The sequence below is a fragment of the Pseudomonas sp. MWU349 genome, assembly GCF_017947325.1.
In the GTDB taxonomy this organism is placed as follows: domain Bacteria; phylum Pseudomonadota; class Gammaproteobacteria; order Pseudomonadales; family Pseudomonadaceae; genus Aquipseudomonas; species Aquipseudomonas protegens.
In genome coordinates, this window is sequence record NZ_JAFEVP010000002.1 from 816,808 (window position 1) to 837,897 (window position 21,090).

The 21,090-nt window shown below is 62.5% G+C and carries 21 protein-coding genes and 1 pseudogene; 13 read left to right on the top strand and 9 right to left on the bottom strand.

Annotation, left to right across the window (positions count from 1 at the left end; all coding sequences use genetic code 11):
* Positions 1-19: 19 nt before the first annotated feature.
* Together KCG88_RS10995 and KCG88_RS11000 are read right to left on the bottom strand one after the other, a co-directional pair.
* A complete protein-coding gene (locus tag KCG88_RS10995; RefSeq protein WP_210712362.1) occupies positions 20-604 on the bottom strand; it encodes a hypothetical protein in 585 nt (194 codons plus the stop codon).
* Positions 605-608: 4 nt separating this feature from the next.
* Positions 609-1,139 (bottom strand): DUF3592 domain-containing protein, encoded by a 531-nt coding sequence (locus KCG88_RS11000; protein WP_047289191.1) that lies wholly within the window; start codon positions 1,137-1,139, stop codon positions 609-611.
* 454 nt (positions 1,140-1,593) lie between these two features.
* On the opposite strand from KCG88_RS11000, the gene KCG88_RS11005 reads away from it, so the two are divergent.
* The gene (locus KCG88_RS11005; RefSeq protein WP_194237143.1) at positions 1,594-1,989 is read left to right on the top strand and encodes a GNAT family N-acetyltransferase; all 396 of its coding nucleotides are present in this window, start codon (positions 1,594-1,596) and stop codon (positions 1,987-1,989) included.
* A 36-nt stretch (positions 1,990-2,025) separates the two neighbouring features.
* The gene (locus KCG88_RS11010; protein WP_210712363.1) at positions 2,026-2,649 is read left to right on the top strand and encodes an SMI1/KNR4 family protein; all 624 of its coding nucleotides are present in this window, start codon (positions 2,026-2,028) and stop codon (positions 2,647-2,649) included.
* A 10-nt stretch (positions 2,650-2,659) separates the two neighbouring features.
* Here the strand turns inward: KCG88_RS11010 and KCG88_RS11015 are convergent, their stop codons facing one another.
* Positions 2,660-3,364, bottom strand: coding sequence for a hypothetical protein (locus KCG88_RS11015; RefSeq protein WP_210712364.1), 705 nt, complete (start codon positions 3,362-3,364; stop codon positions 2,660-2,662).
* 240 nt (positions 3,365-3,604) lie between these two features.
* Here KCG88_RS11015 and KCG88_RS11020 point away from each other — a divergent pair, with 240 nt between their 5' ends.
* Complete coding sequence (locus KCG88_RS11020; protein WP_210712365.1) at positions 3,605-4,462, top strand: DUF4087 domain-containing protein; 858 nt, start codon at positions 3,605-3,607, stop codon at positions 4,460-4,462.
* A 193-nt stretch (positions 4,463-4,655) separates the two neighbouring features.
* Here KCG88_RS11020 and KCG88_RS11025 read toward each other — a convergent pair whose 3' ends face one another.
* From KCG88_RS11025 to KCG88_RS11035, 3 genes are all read right to left on the bottom strand, one after another.
* On the bottom strand, positions 4,656-5,132 hold the full coding sequence (locus KCG88_RS11025) for an HIT family protein (protein ID WP_047289198.1): 477 nt from the start codon (positions 5,130-5,132) through the stop codon (positions 4,656-4,658).
* A 96-nt stretch (positions 5,133-5,228) separates the two neighbouring features.
* Positions 5,229-6,836, bottom strand: a complete 1,608-nt coding sequence (locus KCG88_RS11030; RefSeq protein ID WP_210712366.1) for a 5-guanidino-2-oxopentanoate decarboxylase — start codon at positions 6,834-6,836, stop codon at positions 5,229-5,231.
* A 123-nt stretch (positions 6,837-6,959) separates the two neighbouring features.
* Positions 6,960-7,880, bottom strand: a complete 921-nt coding sequence (locus KCG88_RS11035; protein ID WP_015636908.1) for a LysR substrate-binding domain-containing protein — start codon at positions 7,878-7,880, stop codon at positions 6,960-6,962.
* 255 nt (positions 7,881-8,135) lie between these two features.
* Between KCG88_RS11035 and KCG88_RS11040 the strand changes: the two are divergent.
* From KCG88_RS11040 to KCG88_RS11075, 8 genes and pseudogenes are all read left to right on the top strand, one after another.
* Positions 8,136-8,900, top strand: a pseudogene (locus KCG88_RS11040) (ATP-binding cassette domain-containing protein); the annotation flags it as partial.
* A 49-nt stretch (positions 8,901-8,949) separates the two neighbouring features.
* Positions 8,950-9,723, top strand: coding sequence for a transporter substrate-binding domain-containing protein (locus tag KCG88_RS11045; protein WP_210712367.1), 774 nt, complete (start codon positions 8,950-8,952; stop codon positions 9,721-9,723).
* A gap of 51 nt (positions 9,724-9,774) precedes the next feature.
* A complete protein-coding gene (locus KCG88_RS11050; RefSeq protein WP_015636909.1) occupies positions 9,775-10,488 on the top strand; it encodes an ABC transporter permease subunit in 714 nt (237 codons plus the stop codon).
* A gap of 9 nt (positions 10,489-10,497) precedes the next feature.
* Complete coding sequence (locus KCG88_RS11055) at positions 10,498-11,187, top strand: ABC transporter permease subunit (protein WP_011063273.1); 690 nt, start codon at positions 10,498-10,500, stop codon at positions 11,185-11,187.
* 43 nt (positions 11,188-11,230) lie between these two features.
* The gene (locus KCG88_RS11060; RefSeq protein WP_011063274.1) at positions 11,231-12,412 is read left to right on the top strand and encodes an aminotransferase class I/II-fold pyridoxal phosphate-dependent enzyme; all 1,182 of its coding nucleotides are present in this window, start codon (positions 11,231-11,233) and stop codon (positions 12,410-12,412) included.
* A 108-nt stretch (positions 12,413-12,520) separates the two neighbouring features.
* Positions 12,521-14,269 carry an amidohydrolase gene (locus tag KCG88_RS11065; RefSeq protein WP_210712368.1) on the top strand — a complete coding sequence of 583 codons (1,749 nt, stop codon included), beginning with the start codon at positions 12,521-12,523 and terminating at the stop codon, positions 14,267-14,269.
* Positions 14,266-15,192, top strand: coding sequence for a GTP-binding protein (locus tag KCG88_RS11070; protein ID WP_210712369.1), 927 nt, complete (start codon positions 14,266-14,268; stop codon positions 15,190-15,192). Before KCG88_RS11065 ends, KCG88_RS11070 begins: the two co-directional genes overlap by 4 nt.
* A 165-nt stretch (positions 15,193-15,357) precedes the next feature.
* On the top strand, positions 15,358-16,059 hold the full coding sequence (locus tag KCG88_RS11075) for a hypothetical protein (RefSeq protein WP_210712370.1): 702 nt from the start codon (positions 15,358-15,360) through the stop codon (positions 16,057-16,059).
* A gap of 99 nt (positions 16,060-16,158) precedes the next feature.
* On the opposite strand, the gene KCG88_RS11080 is transcribed toward KCG88_RS11075, so the two are convergent.
* Positions 16,159-17,514 carry a serine hydroxymethyltransferase gene (locus KCG88_RS11080; protein ID WP_210712371.1) on the bottom strand — a complete coding sequence of 452 codons (1,356 nt, stop codon included), beginning with the start codon at positions 17,512-17,514 and terminating at the stop codon, positions 16,159-16,161.
* A gap of 527 nt (positions 17,515-18,041) precedes the next feature.
* On the opposite strand from KCG88_RS11080, the gene KCG88_RS11085 reads away from it, so the two are divergent.
* Positions 18,042-18,644: a helix-turn-helix transcriptional regulator gene (locus tag KCG88_RS11085; RefSeq protein WP_047289215.1), complete on the top strand. Its 603-nt coding sequence runs from the start codon at positions 18,042-18,044 to the stop codon at positions 18,642-18,644.
* Positions 18,631-19,512: a queuosine precursor transporter gene (locus KCG88_RS11090; protein WP_210712372.1), complete on the top strand. Its 882-nt coding sequence runs from the start codon at positions 18,631-18,633 to the stop codon at positions 19,510-19,512. The genes KCG88_RS11085 and KCG88_RS11090 overlap by 14 nt, the downstream gene beginning before the upstream one ends.
* Positions 19,513-19,606: 94 nt before the next feature.
* Here the strand turns inward: KCG88_RS11090 and queC are convergent, their stop codons facing one another.
* Both queC and KCG88_RS11100 read right to left on the bottom strand, forming a co-directional pair.
* A complete protein-coding gene (gene queC, locus KCG88_RS11095) occupies positions 19,607-20,305 on the bottom strand; it encodes a 7-cyano-7-deazaguanine synthase QueC (RefSeq protein WP_011063281.1) in 699 nt (232 codons plus the stop codon).
* A 120-nt stretch (positions 20,306-20,425) separates the two neighbouring features.
* The gene (locus tag KCG88_RS11100; RefSeq protein WP_210712373.1) at positions 20,426-20,980 is read right to left on the bottom strand and encodes a cytochrome b/b6 domain-containing protein; all 555 of its coding nucleotides are present in this window, start codon (positions 20,978-20,980) and stop codon (positions 20,426-20,428) included.
* Between the last annotated feature and the right edge of the window lie 110 nt (positions 20,981-21,090).

Here is a 21,090-nt window from a genome sequence, read left to right on the forward strand (position 1 = left end):
GGCGCGCCTCAGGGCGAGGCTAGAACAGGTAGCCCATGTAGGTGGCAATGCCGCCACCGGCCTGTGGGCCAACGTTCATGCCAGCCATGACCACTGCGCCCTTGGCCGAACGCAGCAACTGCTCGTTGACCTTGATCGAAGCCATTATGGTCGCCGGGTTGCTTCCCAAAAAGACGGCCAGGGCCAGTAGCTTGGGGTCCAGGCCGAACAGCAGGGCCGTGGCCGAACCACCCACCACCAGTCCGCCACCGACTTCGGTATAGAAGCAAGGCCCGGTGATGTCGTCCTCGGTCAGGTCCCGGCTGCGAAGGGCATCGCTGACAAAGACCTTGCCGGTGCTGGGAAAAGCCTCCGCCGCACCGGCACCACTGACGCTCTTGCCCTTGACCTGGATATTGACCTTGCCGAAACGCGGCAGGCGCCCGCCAAAGCCGGCGCCCACCCCCAGGCCGCCATAGCGATAGCTGACGTCCTTGCCCTGAGGCGAACGCAGGGTGATCGAACCACCACCGCCGGCCACGAGGGCGATGGTCAGGCCGCCGCCGCTGGCGGTCTGGTACAGCCATTTACTTTCGTTGACCGGAATCGGAATGCTGAGGTTCATGGGGTCAAAGTCCTTTTGCTCGTTGTGTGGCTCGTCCGCGCTGGCTGATGACACCCACCAGGCCGGCCAGGGTAAACACCAGACCGATCAGGCCGAGCACACCCGGGGTGGCCCAGAGTGCTGCCGGGTCGTCGATGATGGCGCTATTGGCCGGCCGCTCGGGCTGGTAATACACCCGCACCGGCTGGTCCTTCTGGTAACCGAAGATAAAGCCGCCCTGGGGGTAGGAAATCTTTTCACCAGTGCTGCTGGTGAAGGCGATCTCGGGGTGCGAACCCCCGGCATTCAAATCGCTGACGATACCGTCGGCGGTCTGAGCGCTGGCGAGGAACTCGCGACGATCAAGGGTGAGATTGACGGCGATGACCAACAGGCCGATGCCGATCAGGGCGAACAGCAGACCCTGGAGGATCTTGCCAAAGCGTGACGGGGTGGAGTTAGCCATGGGCTGTCTCGATATTCGTCCGTGAAAGAGGGAGGCCACGATAACAAGAAACCTGCCTCCAGAAAAACCACTGCCGCAGCGCAAGCGCAATCCGGCAACGGCGTTCAGGCGCCCTGGAAAGCGGCCTGAGCGCCTGTCGCCAGCGCTTGCAAACCGAATTTCCGAGGGGCATCGCCCTGGAGGCATTTGTCCGCAAAGACCGGTGGAAGTTCCAGGCCCCGGGCCTGCTCTCGGCGTTTTTTTTCAACACAATAGGAGGAGTTGGGCGGCGAGCAGCACTTTGCCCAGGCCACAAGTCCGCGGCCAATGCCTGAGCGCCGCGAATAACCGTACGAGTTTCGAAGAACGCCCTTGGCCGGCAGCGTTCAGACACCAGGGGCTGCCAGTTTCCGAGGCAGACTTGTATCCTCCAGGTCACCCACGACCGAGCCGGCCCCCCGATGCGACAACGATGCCCACTGTGCCGAAGCATTCAACTCCGTGAGTCGGCCCCAGGCACGGTAGGGGCGCGATCTGCCCGTGCTTGCCCATTGGAGAGTTCCCCATGCTGATCCGCGACGCACACGCCGCTGAAAGCGAAGCGCTGCGACAGTTTCTCGGCGATAACGGCTGGGGCCATCGGGTGGGCAACAGCGAATACTTCGCCCAGTTGCTGGCAAACTCCCAGCGCACGGCGGTCGCCCTTCTGCAGGGGCAGATCGTCGGCTTCGCCCGAGGCATCAGCGATGGTCTGTCCAACGGTTACCTGTCCATGGTGGTCGTTGCCGAGCAGCACCAGCGGCGCGGTATCGGCCGCGCCCTGGTGCATTGGGTGATGGGCGACAACCCCGAGATCACCTGGGTCCTGCGGGCCGGGCGCCCAGGGGCAGCGGAATTTTTCAGCTCGCTGGGCTTCGAACCCTCGATCATCACTCTTGAACGCACGCGCCATCGCGCATAATCACTCCCCCGCCTCCTGCTCATCCAAGGAAGACCCATGTCCGAACAGCACGACTCCAACGCCGACAGGCCCCCCGCCGGCTGCCCGCCCCTGGCCTGGCCGGAACTGCCTGACCAGGCTGCACGGCTGAGCTGGTACCTGGCGGTCATGGGTGCCTACGGCGCGCTATGGGAAGGGCACGTCAACGAACCGGAACTGACGCCTGTCAGCGAGGACGCCTTGCAGGCGCTGGAGCAACGCCTGGGCTGCCCGTTGCCTCGGTCGCTGCGCGACTACCATCGGCAATTGGGGGTGCTGTCCCTGGCGGAGGTGCTGTGCAGCGTCGGGCCTGGGCACACGCCGATCCAGCCGTTGCTGGAGGCCTATCCCGGTATCGTCGAGATCAGCGATGTCGATCTGGCACTGGCAGGCAAGCTGGTGGCCTTCGGCGACTATCTGGGCAACGGTAACCTGTTCTGCTTTCACCGCGAATCCGGCGCGGTCTACTACTTCGATCACGACACAGGCGCTGCGCTGACATGCTTCTTCGATTCCCCCGAGGAGTACCTGGATGCGCTGATGCTGCTCTGCCTGGCGGAGGTATACGACGACGATGATGCTGTCGAAGCACTGATCAGCCAGCGCTACGGCGAGGACCTGGTACGCAAGTGGCGCTATTGACCCCAGCGCCTCATCTGCCTGTGCCTGCGCGCTGCCGGGCACAGTAGCCGTCGCCATTGGGCTGCGACTGCAAATCGGTGCAACCGCCTCCCATGAACGCGGCCAGGGCGGCAAAGGGCAGCAGGAGCACCACCTGCGCGATGCCCCGGGCCTGGGCATGCGGATCCTCGACCTTGCGCTGAAAGTCATGTTCATGGGCCGCCGTCTCGGTTTGCAGGGTGGCCCAGAGGGTGTAGCGAAAGGCTTGTGCTCCAGGCCCCTGGCCACCGACACGCTGACAGGCGTCCAGCGCCTGGACGGCGTAAACACCCCCCACCTGAAGCGGCGCTCCCGCCGGGCGGGCTAGGCTAGCGTTGAAGTCATCGATCAGGGTGGTGAGCTGCAACTGGTCCGCCTGCTGGGCCGCCAAGCAATCGCTCTCGGCAGCAAACTCTCGGCTGGTGCGGGCCAGCGTATCCAGCCAGTCCCGGTAGTTGGTGTAGAAGTCGAACTGGCTGCCGTCCGGTAACTCCTGCCGATACAGCTTGATGGCCCCGACAAAGTGCTTGCCGGTGTCGGTCAGCCGCTGCACCTGCTCGCGGCTCAGCGGCTGATTGAGGGTGTAGCCATACACCTGCGGCCCCTCGATCGCCGGCCTGACCGGCGCCGTAGTACAAGCTCCCAGCGATGACAGGATGATCACCAGGCTTAAAACGCTGCACAGCATCCGTTGCATGACATGCCCCAGGGCGAGTGGACGGCTCGATGGCCGGACGCGAGATTACGCCATTTCCCAGCTGCTGTTTCGGCCGGACCTGCCAAACCCTTAACCCGACCCAGCGATAGGCCTGTTGCCGCGAGGCTGGTGACAGACTGGTGCAGTTGCGCCGCTGTCGCGATGGCCCCCATACCCGGCTTGACATGCCCGAAGCGGCGCCCCAATGTCCCCGGCCCGCCCCTCGAACAAGGATGCTCCATGCTCCAGCGCGTCATGCTCTGCACCCTCCTGACCGTTATCGCCCTGCCCGCGTTCGCTGCGCCTGCCAAAGTCGAACGCCGGTGCGGCTGGTTCGAGAACCCGACGCCAGCCAACGCCACCCTGACCGACCGCGATGGCGTCTGGGAGATCGCCAGCCAGGGCGGCTATCAGGCCGAGGGCGAGTGGCCCACCTTCAACGACCAACAATGGGTGCGCACCAACAATCACTACGGCTACGGCTGCGCCTGTGTCAGCGCCAGTGCAGATCCACGAACTCATCGCCTCGACCAATTGCACAAGGCCCAGGCCCGTCCGCTGTCCGCCTGTCGCAACGATCCCAGCTTGCATGAACCCTTGCGCGAGGAGGCCGGGGTTCCGGTATTGCCCAAGGATTCACCACGCTTCAAGGGCCAGGGCTTCAGCCTGCAATACCCCAAAGGTTGGAAGCTTGGCCAGGCGCAGAGCTGCCTCACCCTGGACCACCCGAAAAAACGCCCCCAGGAGGAGTACACCCTGCATCTGTGCCTGCAGCAGGGCAGCCTGGAACAGGCCGCCGAAGGTTTGTTTTTCTATCAGGAAAACGGCGTGTGGATGCGCAGCGCCGGAAGGGATGAACCCAGCCCGGTGCAAGAGATTTCAGGCCCCGGCTGGAAAGGCCTGCTGGCCTATCAGACCTGCGGCATCAGCGATGGGGACACCGGCTTTCACGCCTATGGCGGCACCTGCCTGATGGCGCTGATCGACAGCGGCCAGCGTCAGGTGGTGGCTGACAGCGTCGGGTTCTTCCAGGACTTCGCCACCCTGAGGGCGATTCTGTACTCGATCCGCTTCGACCCGGCGCCAGCGGGGCAATAAAGCCCGTGCTAAGGCACGGCACGATACAGGGTTTACAGGTGGGACAGGTGCAAGCCGCAGTGTTCAAGGCTTGGCGGACACCCACGACAAGGACTCCTCACCCTGATCACCCTAGAGCTGCGCGTCCATGCCCCGGGGCCGCAGGTATGGGTGCCATGCCTACTCAAGCACCGGCGCACGGCGGCGATCCATATCAGCGGTTACCCACCGGGGTTTCACTGACCCAAGGCACGCGGACCTGTTCGGCGATGCTGGCGGCCTGCTGCTGCAGGACCTCCAGCTTGGCACGCCGCCCAAAGATCCCAGTGAAATGCAGCAGCAGGCGCCCGGCAAACCCTAGGCCATCGCCGCGTTTGCGCGGGATCAGGTGCAGGTGCGCATGGGGAATGTGCTGGTTGGTGGCGCGGCCGTCATTGACCAGCAGGTGGGTACCTTCGACGCCGTAGCCGGCACGCCGTTGCGCCGCCAGCAGGCCATCGAAGACCTGGTACAGGTGCTGGCGGATGAAACCAGGCAATTGCTCGAGCTTCTCTACGTGCTGCTGGGGGATCAACAGCAGGTGCCCTTCTCCCAGCGGATGCACGTCCATAAAGGCCATGCAGTGCTCATCGCGGTACACCAGTGCGGCGGGCAAGGTGCCAGCGGCAATGTGACAGAAAATGCAATTCATCCCTGAATCCTCAAGTGGCACGGCGCCCCCAGGCGGGCGCCGCCAATGTAACCCACCTGCATCCTGCAAAGCGCGTTCCTTGCGCCAGGCTTGGGCTCAGTCCAGCGCCAGGTAAGCGCCGGCATCGACCTCGATCATCACCGGCTGCCGGGTGTCCTTGAGGGTGTGCAACAGGTCTTGCAGCTGCGCGGGGGAGTCGGCGCGGTGGTGGGCCACATGGAAGCTTCGGGCCATGGCCTGGAAGTCCGGGGTGAGAATGTCCACCCCCAGCGGCACGATATCCCGGGCCTGCATGTAGTCGCGGATCTCGCCGTAGCACTGGTTGTTCCATACCAGCAGGATCACGCCGATCTGTGCTTCCTTGGCCGCGATCAGCTCGCCGCTGGCGAACTGCAGGCCACCATCCCCCACCAGGGCCACCACTGGCCGCTCGGGCCGCGCCAGCTTGGCGCCCATGGCCGCCGGCAAGCCGTAGCCCAGGGTGCCGTACCCACTGCCGGCGTTGAACCAGCTGGCCGGGGCCGGGGCCTGGTAGCCACAGGCGCCCTGGTACACCGGCTGGGTCGAGTCGCCCACCAGGATCGGTGCATCCAGATTGTCCCGCAGCAAGTCCAGCAGGCCCTGCAAGCCTTGCTGCTTGAGCGTCCAGCCGGCGCGCTCGGTCTGGTTCACCCGTTGCACGCTGTCCAGTGCCCAGCGCCCGCGGGAATTGGCAGGCGCCACCTTGCCCAGCAGTGCCTGCAAACCTTCCAGGGCATCCCCCACCAGGCCAACATGGGCCCGCTGCACGCCCATGACCTGCATCGGATCGATGTCCAGGCGAATCAGCGAACCCTTGAAGCGCAGCGGCCCGAGGCCGAAGAAGTCGTAGTCGGTTTCCCCCAGCTCGGTGCCCACGGCCAGCACCACATCCGCTTCGTCGATCAGCGCCCGGCCATGGGCCGAGGACTGCACGCCATCGAGCAACAGTGGGTGGCCGCAAGGCAGCAGGCCGCGGGCGTTGGTGGTCAGGGCCACCGGCGCCTGCAGGCGCTCGGCCAATTGCCGCAGGACCTGGGCGCAACCCCGGGCACCACCGCCGGCCAGGATCAACGGGCGGTGGGCACTGTTGAGCAAGGCCAGCGCCGCCTCGATCGAAGCCCCGGCCGGCGCCGGCGCGCCAGGCAGGCTGCGAGGCATCAGGTTGAGGTCATCGGCGGGCATCTCCAGCACGTCCAGGGGAATCTCGATATGCACCGGCCGTGGCCGTGCGCATTTGAATACGGCAAAGGCCCGCGCCAGCAGTTCCGGCAACTCCGAAGGCGCTTGCAGGGTGTGGCTGAAGGCGCAGACCCCGGCCACCATTGCTCGCTGGTCCGGCAGTTCGTGCAGGTGGCCGTGGCCCAGGCGCAGGTGCTCGCGACGGTTGACGGTAGAGATCACCAGCATCGGCACCGAATCGGCATAGGCCTGGCCCATCGCCGTGAGGATATTGGTCATGCCAGGGCCAGTGATGATGAAGCACACCCCGGGCTTGCCGCTGGCCCGGGCGTAGCCGTCGGCCATGAACCCGGCCCCCTGTTCATGCCGTGGGCTGACGTGGCGCAAGCGGCTGCCGTGCAGGCCGCGATAGAGCTCGACGGTGTGCACGCCGGGAATCCCGAATACCGTGTCCACGCCATAACCTTCCAGCAAACGAACCAGGGACTGCGCACAGGTGGTCATCGACTACTTCCTCTTGTTCTTATGTGCGGGCGACACCCTGCGCCCGGCTGATGTCGAGGGACATTAGTCGCTGCACCCAAGGGGCAACAATCGAAAAAAATCGCGGCGATTGCTCAATAAAATTCACGCTTTGCCGTTGCGCCGAGGCTCCGGGTGCAAGCGGGTGATGCCCTGCAGCTGGGACTTGACCCACTCGCTGAACGCCAGCACCACCGGCCGCTCGGACTTGAGTAGGTCGGCCACCAGGTAGTAACCGCGGTTGGACTCGATCTCGGTGCCGAAGGGCTGTACCAGTTGGCCCCGGGCCAGGGCTTCGCCGCTGATCAGGTTGTCGCCCATGGCAATGCCCTGGCCGGCGATGCAGGCCGACTGCACGAAGTGCGCGTCGGCAAACACGATGCCCCGGCGCACGTCGACATTCGGCGCCCCGGCGGCCGCCAGCCAGACCCGCCAGTCGGAGTAGTCGATCATGTGCAGGAGCAAGGCGTGATCCAGGCCATCCAGGGTTTTCAGGCCGCCCATGGCGTTCACCAGGCTCGGGCTGCACACCGGGAAATAGCGCAGGGAGACGATCTTCTGCACGTGCTGGTTGGGCCAGTCGCCCATGCCATAGGCCACGAACAGATCGACGCTGCTGTCGCTGGTGTCCCCCGGCGTGCGGGGCGACACCAACTGCAGTTCAACCTGGGGATACAGCGCCTGGAATTCGGCGATATGGGTGCACAGCCAATAGGTGGCGAACCCCGGCGGGCTGCTGATGCACAGCCGGCCGCTGACCTGCTGGCCATCGGAGCGCTGGCCGGCCTCCAGGATATTGGCCAGCAGCAGGTGGATGTCCCGAGCATAGCGCTCGCCCTGGTAGGTGATGCGAATGCTGCGGCCCTGGCGCTCGGTCAGGGCAAAACCCAGGGTCTGCTCCAGGCTCTTGATCTGGTGGCTGATGGCGCTGGGCGTCAGGTTCAGCTCATTGGCGGCTTCGGCGACACTGCCCAGGCGGGCCACCGCGTCCAGAGCGCGCAACGCGGTCATGGAGGGATAACGCATACCGATCATGCCTCGACTACAAAAAAACGAGTGGCAGCACCATAGCTGCAATCGGCGTGCGGCAATAGCCTTGCTCGTCGCCGAAAAAAGAGCCAATTACTGAAAAAAATTACCGTGTGCCACTAAAAATGCTCGATTGACCCGCCGCCGTCGATGGCTAATTCTCAAGCCCTACCCTGTGCCGGGTACTGCCCGGCCATCGCACAATAACAAGAGGGTCGACCCTTGCAATCGCAGCCCAACTCCGTCAATCCCGTGGTGGCGATCGATGATCTGCACAAGAGCTACGCCGATCACCACGTGCTCAAGGGCATCGCCCTGCGCGCCAATGAAGGCGAAGTGGTGTCGTTGATCGGCTCCAGCGGCTCGGGCAAAAGTACCCTGCTGCGCTGCATCAACCTGCTGGAGATTCCCTGCAGCGGCAGCCTGCGCATCAATGGCGAAGAAGTGCGCATCAGGACCGACCGTGCCGGCAACCCGCAGGTCGCCGACCCGGCCCAGGTGGCGCGCCTGCGCACCCAGTTGAGCATGGTGTTCCAGAGCTTCAACCTGTGGCCCCACCGCACCGTCCTGGAAAACGTCATCGAAGCGCCGGTGTATGTCCTCGGTGAAGACCGCAAGGACGCCATCGCCCACGCCGAGCACCTGCTGGAAAAGGTCGGCCTGGCCAACAAGCGCGACGCTTTCCCTTCTTTTCTCTCCGGCGGCCAGCAGCAGCGGGTGGCCATCGCCCGGGCCCTGGCCATGCGCCCCCAGGTGCTGCTGATGGACGAACCGACCTCGGCCCTGGACCCGGAACTGGTGGGCGAGGTGCTCAAGGTCATCCAGGGCATCGCCGAAGAAGGCCGCACCATGATCCTGGTGACCCACGAAATGGCCTTTGCCCGGGACGTGTCGAGCAAGGTGATGTTCCTTCACCAGGGGCTGGTGGAAGAAGAAGGGCCACCCCAGCAAGTGTTCCTCAACCCGGTCAGCGAGCGCTGCCGGCAATTCGTCATGGCTCAGGAAAACCGCGTCTGACGTTTCGCTTCAATCCTTGAAAACAACAACTTCGATAAAGGGTAAAGCCATGAAAAACCTGCTCAAGGTGCTCGCCACCGGTTGCCTGCTCAGTGCACTGGCCAGCCACGCCGTGGCCGCCGACAAGATCGTCTTCGGCATCGCCCTGGAACCCTACCCGCCGTTCTCGATGAAAAGCGGCAACGGCGACTGGAGCGGCTTCGAACCGGAGCTGATCAAGGCTCTGTGCGACCGCATGCAGGCCCAGTGCCCACTCAAGGAAGTGGCCTGGGACGGCCTGATTCCGGCCCTGCAATCGAGCCAGATCGACGCCATCCTCAACTCCCTGAGCATCACCGACGAACGGGAAAAGGTCATCGATTTTTCTGCGCCCTACTACCAGACTCCGGCCATGTGGGTCGCCGACCAGAGCCTGGAACTGGTCACCACCCCCGAGGGCCTCAAGGGCAAGCTGATCGGCGTGCAGGGTTCGACCTCCAACGCGACCTTCGCCAAGACCTACTACGGCAAGACCTCGACCCTGCGCTACTACACCACCCAGGACGACATGATCGCCGACCTGCAGAGCGGGCGCATCGACGTGATGCTGGCCGACGCCCTGACCATCGAGCCGATCCTCAAGACCGCGGCCGGCGCCGGCCTGGCGGACAAGGGCCTGGCGCCCAAGGACCCGCTGTTCGGTTCCGGCATCGGGGTCGGCCTGCGCAAGGGTGACAGCGCCCTGCAGCAGCGGATCAACACCGCCCTGGCCTCGCTCAAGGCCGATGGCACCTACGACAAGATCCGCAGCCGCTACTTCAGCGTCGACATTTCTGCCAACTAAGCCGTCCGGCGCGCCCGTTTGCGCGGGCCGCCGGCGTTGACTGGATACGTCATGATTTCTCTGTCCGACCTTTCCCAACTGTTCGTCGCCGACGGCTGGCTCGGCGCCCTGGCCCAGGGCGCGCTGGTGTCCCTGCAGATTTCCGCCGGGGCCTTTGTGCTTGGCCTGGGCATCGGCCTGCTGGTGGCGATGATCAAGCTCAAGGGCCCGCGCTGGCTGGTAAAGCTGGCCAACGCCTACACCACCCTGTACCGGGCCATGCCCGAGCTGCTGCTGATTCTGCTGCTCTACTACGCCGGCACCGACCTGTTGAACATGGCCATGGCCGCCATGGACCGGCCGAGCGTCACGGTCAACGGTTTCATCGCCGCGGTGCTGGTGCTGGGCATCGTCCAGGGCGCCTATTCGGCGGAGATCATCCGGGGCGCGATCCAGGCCATTCCCTACGGCCAGATCGAAGCGGCCCGGGCCTACGGCATCGAGCGCTGGCTGCTGGTGCGGCGCATCCTGCTGCCGAGCATGCTGCCCTATGCCATGGCCGGGCTATCGAACCTGTGGCTGGTACTGGTCAAGGACAGCGCGCTGATCAGCATCGTCGGCTACAGCGAGCTGCTCTCGGTGGGCAAGCAGGCAGCCGGTTCCACCAAGCATTACCTGGTGTTCTACCTGGCGGTCGCAGCCTTCTACTTCGTCATCACCCTGGTGTCCGGCAGCGTGTTCCGCGTGCTCGAACGACGCACCAACCGCTGGCTGCCCCAGCACTAGGAGACTCGGATGGACTTTTCCTGGATCAACGGTTTTTCCAGCGAGCTGCTGCGCGGCCTGGGCATCACCCTCAAGCTCCTGCTGCTGAGCGGAATCTGCGGCTTTGCCCTGGCAGTAGTGGTGGGCCTGGGCCGGGTGTCGCGCAACCCTCTGATTCGTGCGCCGATGCAGTTCTACATCAGTGTGTTTCGCGGCACGCCGCTGCTGGTGCAGATCTACATCCTCTATTACGGGGTCGGCAGCCTGTTCGCCGCCTACCCACCAATCCGCGGCAGCTTTCTCTGGCCCTACCTGCGCGAGGGTTTCTGGTATGTGGCTTTGGCCCTGACCCTGAGTGTCGGCGCCTACGTCGGCGAAGTGCTGCGAGGCGGCCTGCGAGCCGTGCCCCGAGGCGAGCTGGAAGCCGCCCGCGCCTACGGCATGGGCCACTGGCTGACCCTGCGCCGGGTGTGGCTCCCCCGGGCCCTGGAACTGGTGCGCCCGACCCTGGTGGGGGAATGCGTGCTGCTGCTCAAGGCCACTGCCCTGGCGTCCACCGTGGCGGTCACCGACCTGCTGGGCGCGGCCAACCTGGTACGGGCCCAGACCCTGAAAGTCTACGAGCCGCTGCTGGCCGTGGCACTGATCTACATCGTCCTGGCCTTTGTCATCGAACATCTGTGCGCACGCCTGGGCAAGGTCCCCCAGCGTCAGGCCTGAACCCATTCATTGCGCGGGCAGCGAGGCCCGTGAGGAGAACAACATGCGTTACTCACCTTTCGTACAGCGCATCAGCGGCGAATCTGTCAGCGCCTGGGACATCCACTACGCGGCCATCGAGGCCCGTGGTCGCGGCGAAGACGTGATCGTGCTCAGCGTCGGTGACCCGGACTTCGCCACCGACGAGCGCATCAGCGCCGCCGCCAGCGCCGCCCTGGAGCAAGGCGACACCCACTACACCCACGTCCTCGGCCGCCCGGCCCTGCGTGAAGCCATCGCCGCCAAGCAGCGCCGCCTGCTGGGCATCGAGGTCAGCGCCGACAACGTGGCGCTGGTGGCGGGTGCGCAGAACGGCCTGTTCGCCACATCGCTGTGCCTGTTCAGCAGCGGCGACGAAGTGCTGGTGCCAGAACCCATGTACCTGACCTACGAGGCCTGCATCCACGCCTCGGGGGCGCAGATCGCCTGCGTCCAGCAGCCGGCGGCCAATGGCTTTCGCCTGACCGCCGCGGCCCTGGAAGCGGCGCTCACCGACAAGACTCGGGGCATTGCCCTGGCCACCCCGTGCAACCCCACCGGCAACGTCTACAGCCGTGAGGAGCTGGAAGCCGTGGCCGAGGTGGCGCGCAAGCATGACCTGTGGGTGATCTCCGACGAGGTCTACGGGCAACTGACCTACGACCGCGAACACCTGAGCATCGCTTCGCTGCCGGGCATGGCCGAGCGCACGGTGATCCTCAACAGCCTGTCGAAAACCCATGCCATGACCGGTTGGCGCGTGGGCTGGGTGATCGCCCCGCCGGCCCTGGTCGGGCATCTGGACAACCTCTTGCTGTGCATGCTCTACGGCCTGCCGGGGTTTATCCAGGAAGCCGCGCTCAAGGCCCTGGAGCTCGATGAAGAAGTGATCGGCAGTGCCCGCGAGGTTTATCGCCGGCGCCGCGACCTGGTGGTGGCGGGCCTCAAGCAGGTGCAACTGCTGGACTGCCGCGAGCCGGAAGCCGGGATGTTCATGCTGGTGGATGTGCGCCGCACCGGGCTGTCGAGCATGGATTTCGCCTGGCAACTGTTCCGCGCCACCGGGGTTTCGGTGCTCGACGCCCAGGCCTTCGGCGCCAGTGCCGAAGGCTTCGTGCGGATCTCCTTCACCGTCGCCGACGAAGTGCTCAAGGACGCCTGCCAGCGCATTGCCGGCTTTGTCGAAACCCTGGGCGCACAACGCTGAATGCATGACCCGGGCCGCCCAGCGGCCCTGGTACCTCTGACAAGAACACTGCTGCGCCTTACTTTTTTGCCCACCTTTGAAGGGCCCCCTGCTTGAGAGGTTGACCCCGTGACCGCTTCCGACCAATTCAACTCCACCCATAGCGCCGTCGATCAATACGCTGAACTGGTGCTGCACAACGGCCGGATGTACACCCTCGATCCGGCCCAGCCCTGGGCCGACGCCGTGGCCATCCGCCAGGGCAAGCTGATCGCGGTGGGCAGCCTCGCTTCCCTGGCCTCGCTGATCGGGCCCAACACCCGCCAGCATGATCTGGACGGGGCCTTCTGCATGCCCGGCCTGCACGACATGCACACCCACCCGGACCTGGCCCTGGCCCCGCGCTACGCCGACGACCTGGACGTGGGCATCGAAGACCCGACCCCGGAACAACTGGCAGCAGCGATCCACGCCTATGCCGACAGCCATCCCGGCGACGGCTGGATCTACGGCCAGTACTGGGTGCGCTACACCTTCCGCGAAGCCGGGCTGACCCCAGGCCGCGAGTGGCTCGACAGCGTCATGCCGGACCGCCCGGTGGCGCTGTTGGACCGCATGTGGGGGACCATGATGGTCAACTCCAAGGCCCTGGAACTGGCCGGCATCGACCGCCACACCAGCGACCCGCGCAACGGTTACCTGGAACGTGACGAACTGACCGGCGAGCCCAATGGCCTGCTGATCGACGGGGCCTACGCCCTGATCCACGCCGCCATGCCGCCGACTCCTGTCTCGGTACTGCGCCGTGCCTACCGTGATGGCGTGCACTTCCAGACCTCTCGCGGGGTCACCGCCACCAAGTACGTGCACGTCTGCGAGAACCGCCTGCAGGCCCTCAAGGAACTGGACGATGCCGGCGAGCTGACCCTGCGGGTGGAAGCGGCCATCAGTTGGCAGGACGATATCTTCCCGGTGCGCCGGCGCTGGGAACTGCTCAGTGGCGAGCGGCATTTCTATCGCAGCGCGCGCCTGAGTGCCAACGCGGTGAAGTTCCACTTCGATGGCACCGTGGAGCCCAAATCCTCCTACCTGCTGACCCCCTGGCCGGAAGAGTCGAGCTGGCGCGGCAAGCTCAACCTGACCCCGGAACACATCACCGACATGGTGGTGGACATGGACAAGCGCGGCCTGCGGGTGATCGCCCACTGCACCGGCGACGGCGCCTCCGACGTGTTCCTCGATGCCGTGGCCGAGGCCCGGCGGCGCAACGGCAATAGCGGCATCCGCCACCAGTGCGCCCACAGCACCCTGCTGCACCCGGGCAACCTCAAGCGCTTCCAGGCCCTGGACGTGATCGCCGAGTTCTCTCCGGCAGCCTGGTACCCGACGCCATTCGCCAGCGGTGCACGCTCCGGCTACGGGCAGGAACGCCTCAAGCGCATCTATGACTTCAAGGGGGTGCTGGCAGCCGGTGGCATCGCGGTGTTCGGCACCGACTGGCCGGTGGCATCCATCGACCCCTGGCTGGCCCTGGAAACCATGGTCACCCGGCAGAACCCGTGGAACCAGGAACCCGACACCTTCGGTGACCCCATCAGCCTGGAACAGGCCCTGCAAGTGGCGACCCTCAACGGCGCCCATGCCATGGGCCTGGAACACCTGACCGGCAGCCTGGAGGCCGGCAAGTCGGCGGACCTGATCGTCCTCGACCGCAACCTGTTCGCCCAGGGCGCACGCAACTACATCCACCACACCCAGGTGCAACTGACCTTCGTCGAAGGGCAGCTGGTCTACGATCGCCAGGGCACTTTCAGCGACACGCCACTGCAAGCGGTGTGGGAAGGCCTGCCACCGGTGATCGAGGGCAAGGAACAATGAACAGCAACCCGAGCATTCCGGTCACCGTGGTTGCAGGCTTTCTCGGCGCCGGCAAGACCACCCTGCTCAACCGCATGGTGCAACGCGCCGACAGCGGCCGGCTGGCGGTGATCGTCAACGATTTCGGCGAGCTGAACATCGATGCGGCGATCATCGCCGAGGTCACCGACGCGGTGTACAGCCTGCAGAACGGCTGCATCTGCTGCACCGTGCAGGAGGACCTGCTGGCGCAACTGGTGAGCCTGTCCAAGCTGCGCCCGGCCCTGGAACGGATCGTCATCGAGTGCAGCGGCGTCTCCGACCCGCAGCGCATCGTGCAGACCATCGGCTACCCGCAACTGCGCAGCCGCCTGCACCTGGACGCGGTGATCACCCTGGTGGACGCCAGCGGCTACCAGGACCTGGAAGGGGAAATGGCCCGCCTGTCCCGAGCCCAGGTGGCCTGCGCCGACTGGGTGCTGCTGAACAAGGCCGATCTGGTGAGCGCCGAGCAATTGCAAAGCATCCGCGCCAGCCTCGGCAATCGCGCCCCGGTGTTCGACACGGTGCAGGCCGAACTGCCCCCCGAGCTGCTGCTGGCGCCGCCGGTGCGCTCCACCGAAGTGCTGTTCAAGGCCCTGCCCCAGGCCCACGACCAGTTGTTCGAAAGCTGGGTGTGGAAAAGCTCGCGGCCACTGCAGCCCAAGGCGCTGCGGGACTGGCTGGCGCGCCTGCCCGCCGACCTGCTGCGCCTCAAGGGTCTGGTGCGCCTTGAAGGCAATGAACAACCTTATTGGTTGCAGCATGTGGGCAACCGCAGCCAGTTCACCCTGGCCGCCGACCAGCCCACCGAGCATGCCGCGCAATTGGTGTTCATCACCCGCCGGGGCAGCGATCTGCGCCAGGAACTGGAGGCTGGGGTCAGCGATACACAAGTGCTTTGAACGACAGGGAATCTGTAGCGCGAAGGCCGGTCTGAAAGAGGCGCGGCTGCCGGGCCGTCGCTTGGTCCGTGACAATAGGGCCCGGGTCCAATAGATTAGGCGCCCCCGAAAATCCCCCTGGGCCTTTCGCGCCTCAAACCTGTTAAACCAAGTAGTGGATGTTCAATGCCTGATTCCAACACCGAAGAATCCGTAGTCGCCCTGTCCAACAAGGCCGAATACGAAAACGCCATTCATCTTTCACAACACGTGTCCCAGGCCAAGACCATCAGCGAGATGGTGCTCGACGCCTTCCACACCTCGAAAGAAAGTGACCAGATTCGCGAACTGCGCGCAGCGATTCGCCAGGCCCACGACCGCTTTGACGACGACACCGCCTATGAACTCATGGGCCAGCTCAAGCAGCTCAAAGACGCCGAGGCCGCCGACCTGGCCGCCCTGGAAGACCTGAGCAAGAAATTCCCCATCAGCCGGATTCTCTCCAGCTACAAAGACGATCCGGACTTCCAGGAGCTGGTCTACGGCCTGGCCCTGAAGGTGCTGAACCAGACCCACCAGGCCATCAGCAACCCCAGCGGCGGCAAGAGCAAGGCGCGTCCGAAAAAAGAAATGGAAGTGTTCGCCATCAGCAAGGACGGCGTCAGCGTCAACCTGCCGATGCGCCCGCGCTCCAAGGCCAACGTCGACCGTGAAGCCTTCGAATTCCTCGGCTTCAGCTTTGTCGGCGAAGGCGACGAGGCGGAACTGGAAAGCGAGATGTTCCTCGACAAGGATGGCAACGAACAGCAGGCCACCCGCAAGAACATCATCACCGCGATCCAGCAGCAGACCGCGTTCGAAGGCTACAGCGCGCAACAACAGCTGTAACCCGGCTGTAGGAGCGGGCGTGCTCGCGAAGCGCCAGCACAGCCTTCTGCTGACCTGAAAAGCCCCGTATTCCAGCGTGAAGACGGGGCTTTTCTTTCTTCAGCGATCCCCGTACTCAAGGATGGGGTACATCGCACACAACGCCTCGGTCTCCAGCCGGAAGCGCTTCTGCTGCGCGGGCTCCAGAACGTATGGCTGCTCGCCCCGCGGCTGCAGCTGATCCAGTATCCGGCACACCAGGTCGACGATCTGCCGACAGCCCTGGGGGTCCACATAGCGCTGTGCGATGGAGCCCGTGCCGATACACAAGCCATTGGCGGCAAATGACGATCGAGTCTCCCCTGGTGCGCGTTTTTTGCTGACGATGATTCCGCACTTTTCCAATGCCGATTCGGCAAGGGAGCCGCTGATACCCTTAGGCAAGCGCAACAGGATCGTGTGGTTTTCCGTCCCGCCGCCCACTACCTCGTAGTCCCGCGCCATGAACGCGCAGGCCATTTCATCCGCCGTGGCGCGAATACGCCCCATGTAGGCATCGAACTGTGCAGACATGGCATAGCCCAGCGCAGCCGCCTTGGCGGCGATCATGTTGACTGCAGGCGCCCCCTGCATCCCGGGGAAAACTGCCTGGTCGAGCACCCGACGAAAGCTCGACCTCAGGCCGGGCACCTTGGTGTCCGCGTCCCGCCCGGAAAGAATCAGGCCGCCGCGTGGCCCGGCGAGCTGTTTGTGGGTGCAAGTGGTGGTGACGTGCGCCACATCGATCGGGCTCGGGTGACGCCCCGTGGCAACCAGACCGGCGATATGGGAGATGTCGGCAAGGACGATGGCCCCGGCTTCATCGGCAATGTCGCGAAAACGCTGGAAGTCCACGACCCGCGAATAAGCCGTTGCCCCACAGATGATGATGCGCGGGCGGTGGGCCATCGCCAGTTCACGTACCTCCTGGTAGTCGATGGTGCCCTGGGCCGTGGTGCCGTAGCGGATCGCCTTGTAGTGGGCACCGGTAAAAGCGAGGGAGCTGCCGTGGGTCAGGTCGCCGCCATGATCCAGGGCCATCCCGAGCAGGGTGTCCCCCGGCTCAAGCAGCGCGGACAACACCTGGTAGTTGGCGTTCGAGGCCGAGTGCGATTGCACCGCGGCGTATTGCGCGGCAAACAACTTCCGAGCCCTGTGGATCGCCAGGGATTCCACCAGATCGACGTTTTCGCACCCGGCGTGATGGCGTTTGCCCGCAACCCCCTGCGCCGTCACGTTGACCAGCGCCGAGGCCGAGGCGGCAAGGCTTCTGGGGGTGGCTGCACAGGAGGATGAAACCAGGGAAAGCGTGCGTTGTTGCCGGCTTACTTCAGCGTCCAGGATCCTGGCCAGCTCGGCGTCTTCTGTTCGCAGGTCCGCCAAGCCATATCGCAGCAAGTCGGCCTGGTTCCTCAGTGGTTCGATATCGGCTGCCATAAATCTGTACCCCTTCCTTGAGTGCTGCGCGCCACGAACGAGGGCGCGCTTCCTGGGTTTTACGTTCGTTGGTGTGAATCAGGCTGATCCAAGCCCTGGGCCAAGACTGTATAAGGCGTAACAGAATTAATCAAAAAATTAAACATCCTAAAAGTTAAATGCTTCTTTTTTGAAATGAAAGGACATCGGTGCAGCCTTGCCAGTGCACGCCTCAGGGCGAGAGTGATGATGCCCAAGCCTTGGGGCTTTATTGTCATGGCTGACGCATGCAACACTTGCCCGTTGCGGCCCCCTGCAAACCGGCCCCTCTCAGCGATTTGATCGCCCACAGTCCCCGTAGCGAAGTATCCCAGGACGGATACAGGCTGGCTAAAGGAGCACGAGCGAATTACCAGACGACATAAAAGCAACTGACAGGCTTCTGCCACAGTGATCCCGCTACTGGCCCCAGGCAATCGATGTCGTGCGCGATGTGAACGCTAAAAAATTCGATGCATTACGACTATAAGGAAATGGTGAGGCATTTGATGCACAGAAGAGAAAGAACAGAGTATTTAAAAAGCAATATCAAATACCTGATTAAAAGTCGCGGAGAGACACAACTGTCTTTATGCAACGCCAGTGGCCTGACCAGAACAACCATATACAACATCCTGGAAGGCAAGGTCAGCAACGTCCAGCAGTCCACCATCCGAAAAATCTCCGACTTCTTCGGTATCTCCTATGAGGAAATAGAGACCGTCGACTTTGAAAAGAAGGAAATCATCGAAAGCAGCATTTCCCCGCAAGGAAACATGAACCCGGCCGCTGTTCCGATCCTCAAGGAAAGCCAGTTGATGGCCAATATGGATAAACGTATTGGCGAACTGGCTACTCGTTTCCCATTGACCTACTACTTCGGTACATCCTGTAATTTGATAGCCGTGCGGCTGGAAAACGATATCAAGGGCATGAACGAGGTTGGCGACCTGTTGATCGTGCAAAAGGGATCGATCACCGATGAAAAAGAAAAACTGGCATACGACAAGCGGACCAGCAAACTGCTGATCATGAACGAGGTCATCTTCGACCCGGATCGTATATCTGTCGTCGGCGATATCATTGAGGAACGCTTCAATGACTGCCTATGAAGGTGATATCGAGAATAGTAAGTACAAACTCCTGGGGTTTGAGAACAATAAAAACCAGGCCGTGATCATGATCATCGACACCGGCAAGGTCATAAAAATAAAGCTAAGCGAAGTAGTTAACAGCGAAATAATGGATAACTTAAACAAAATGGAAGTTAAAAACCTATATAAAAAATTCTACTCCCAAGGAGGAACACTTACTGCGTACGACTTGAACGACCGCAATGAAAACTCATGGATGATCTACATCATCCTCAACCTACTGCTTTTTACCTTTTATATTTTCACCAGCATCGCTGCAACAAAGCCGATCTACCTTGAATCCCTCGACATCATTATCACCCCCGGCACCTTTCTGTACCCTCTGACATTCCTGATCGTTGACCTGCTGAACGAAAACTTCGGACTCAGGCTCGCCAGAAGAGCCATTCTGTTTGCATTTGCAAGCAACGCCATGATCATCATCCTGCTCTACGCGTCCACTTTCCTCCCCGGACTGCCAGGCTGGAAACTCGACACATCTTATAACGACGTTATTATCCAGGTGTCGTCTGTACTGGTAGCGTCTTCCGTTTCTTTCCTTGTTTCTGAAAATATAAACTCATATTTGCTGTGCAAGATAAAGGAACTCACAAACTCCAGATTCCTATTTCTGCGGATATTCCTCAGCACCTTGTTTGCGGTCATCATCGACAGCTTCGTGTTTTGCTACATCGCATTCTATGGAGCCATGCAAAACAACGACATCCTGAACATGATTTATGTTCAGATCGCGATCAAGGTCTGTTTTGCATTCTTCAATATATTGCCCGCCTATGGCGCACGATCACTGTTCAAGAGATACATAACGGATAGCCAGGCAAAATGATCGATCGCTGTTTGTAGAGCAACGCCGGAGCTCAACACCTATCTGCCAGGCAGGTTCAGTGTTGGGCTCCAAGGGCAGCAAGCGGCTCAAATCCTCACTTCAGACCCATCTTGCTCTTCAGGCTATCCATGACTTGCGTCTTGTTCTCCAGATAAGCGTTCAAGCCTTTTGCCCGCAGATTGCAGGCGTCGCAGTTGGCGCAGCCACTGCCCATAATGCCGTTGTAGCAAGTCAGGGTTTGCTCGCGAACCAGCTCCAGTTGATTGTGGTAGTCCGCCAGAGCCCAGGTTTCTGCTTTGTTCAGCCACATCAGTGGAGTCTCGAGACGCAACTTGTACTCCATGCCCAGCTCGAGGGCCTTGTTCAATGCCTTTACAAATTCATCGCGGCAATCGGGGTAACCCGAGAAATCGGTCTCGCACACTCCGGTAATCACGGTCTCGGCTTTTACCTGATAGGCGTAGATAGAGGCCAGGGTTAGGAACAGGATATTTCTTCCGGGTACAAAGGTACTGGGCAAGCTCTCGCCTGAACTGTTCACCGTGGGCACCGGAATGTTGTCCCGAGTGAGGCTGCTGATCGCCAGTTCGTTGAGCAACGAAGCGTCCAGCACTTTGTGCACGGTCGCCCCCAGTTGCTTGGATAGCCGCTGCGCGGTCTCGATTTCCGCGTGGTGCCGCTGGCCATAGTCGAACGTAATGCAGTGCACCTCGTCATAGAGCGGCAAGGCGTGGATCAGACAGGTTGTCGAATCCTGTCCGCCGCTGAACACGATAACCGCTGTTTTCTTGATCATTCTGCTTCCTGCATAAGTTGGGTCATTTGAATAGTTGGGCAGCCCACGCAAGGGCTCTCAATAAAATACCTCGCGCGTCTCTCGAAGGCGGGGCTTTTGTGTGTTTGGATGCGCGGCTCACGCCGAGCGTGCACTGCCGGCCATGCGCCGCAGGATATGCCCCTGGCCCTTGATGCAGTGCAGGATCAGCGCCGCCACATGGCCGACGATCAGCACCAGCAGGGTCCAGCCCAGCAGGCTATGGAAGCTGTTGCCCAGGTCGGTCATCCACTGGATCTTCGGCCCTTCGAAGCCGCTCATCACCGGCAGCCCGAAGGCGGAAAAGGCACGGCCCGAGCCGTACTGACGCAACAGGCCGAGAAACGGAATGGCGAACATCCCGGCATACAGCAGCCCATGCCCCAGTGTTGCTGCAAGGTTGAGGCTCGGCGGCCGGCGATGACGATTCAACAGGCTCCAGACTACCCGCACCAGCAGCAGGGCCATCAGCAGCAGGCCGACTTGCTTGTGGGTCGGCCAGAGGAATTTGTCCAGGGCCGAATCGGCCAGCAGGTAGTGCGCACTGGTGGTGCTGTAGAGCCAGGCAAAGGCCAGGGCCATGGCCCAGTGCAGTCCACGACTGATAACGCCATAGCGCGCCTTCGAGTCGTACAGTTCAATACGGTTTTCCATTGCATCCACTCAGGTTCTATCCACGAACGGCGCATTTTACCCGGACTGGCCAGGCCTTCGGACCGAAAAACTTTAAATGATGTGACCATCAACCCAGCGCAATGAAAAAA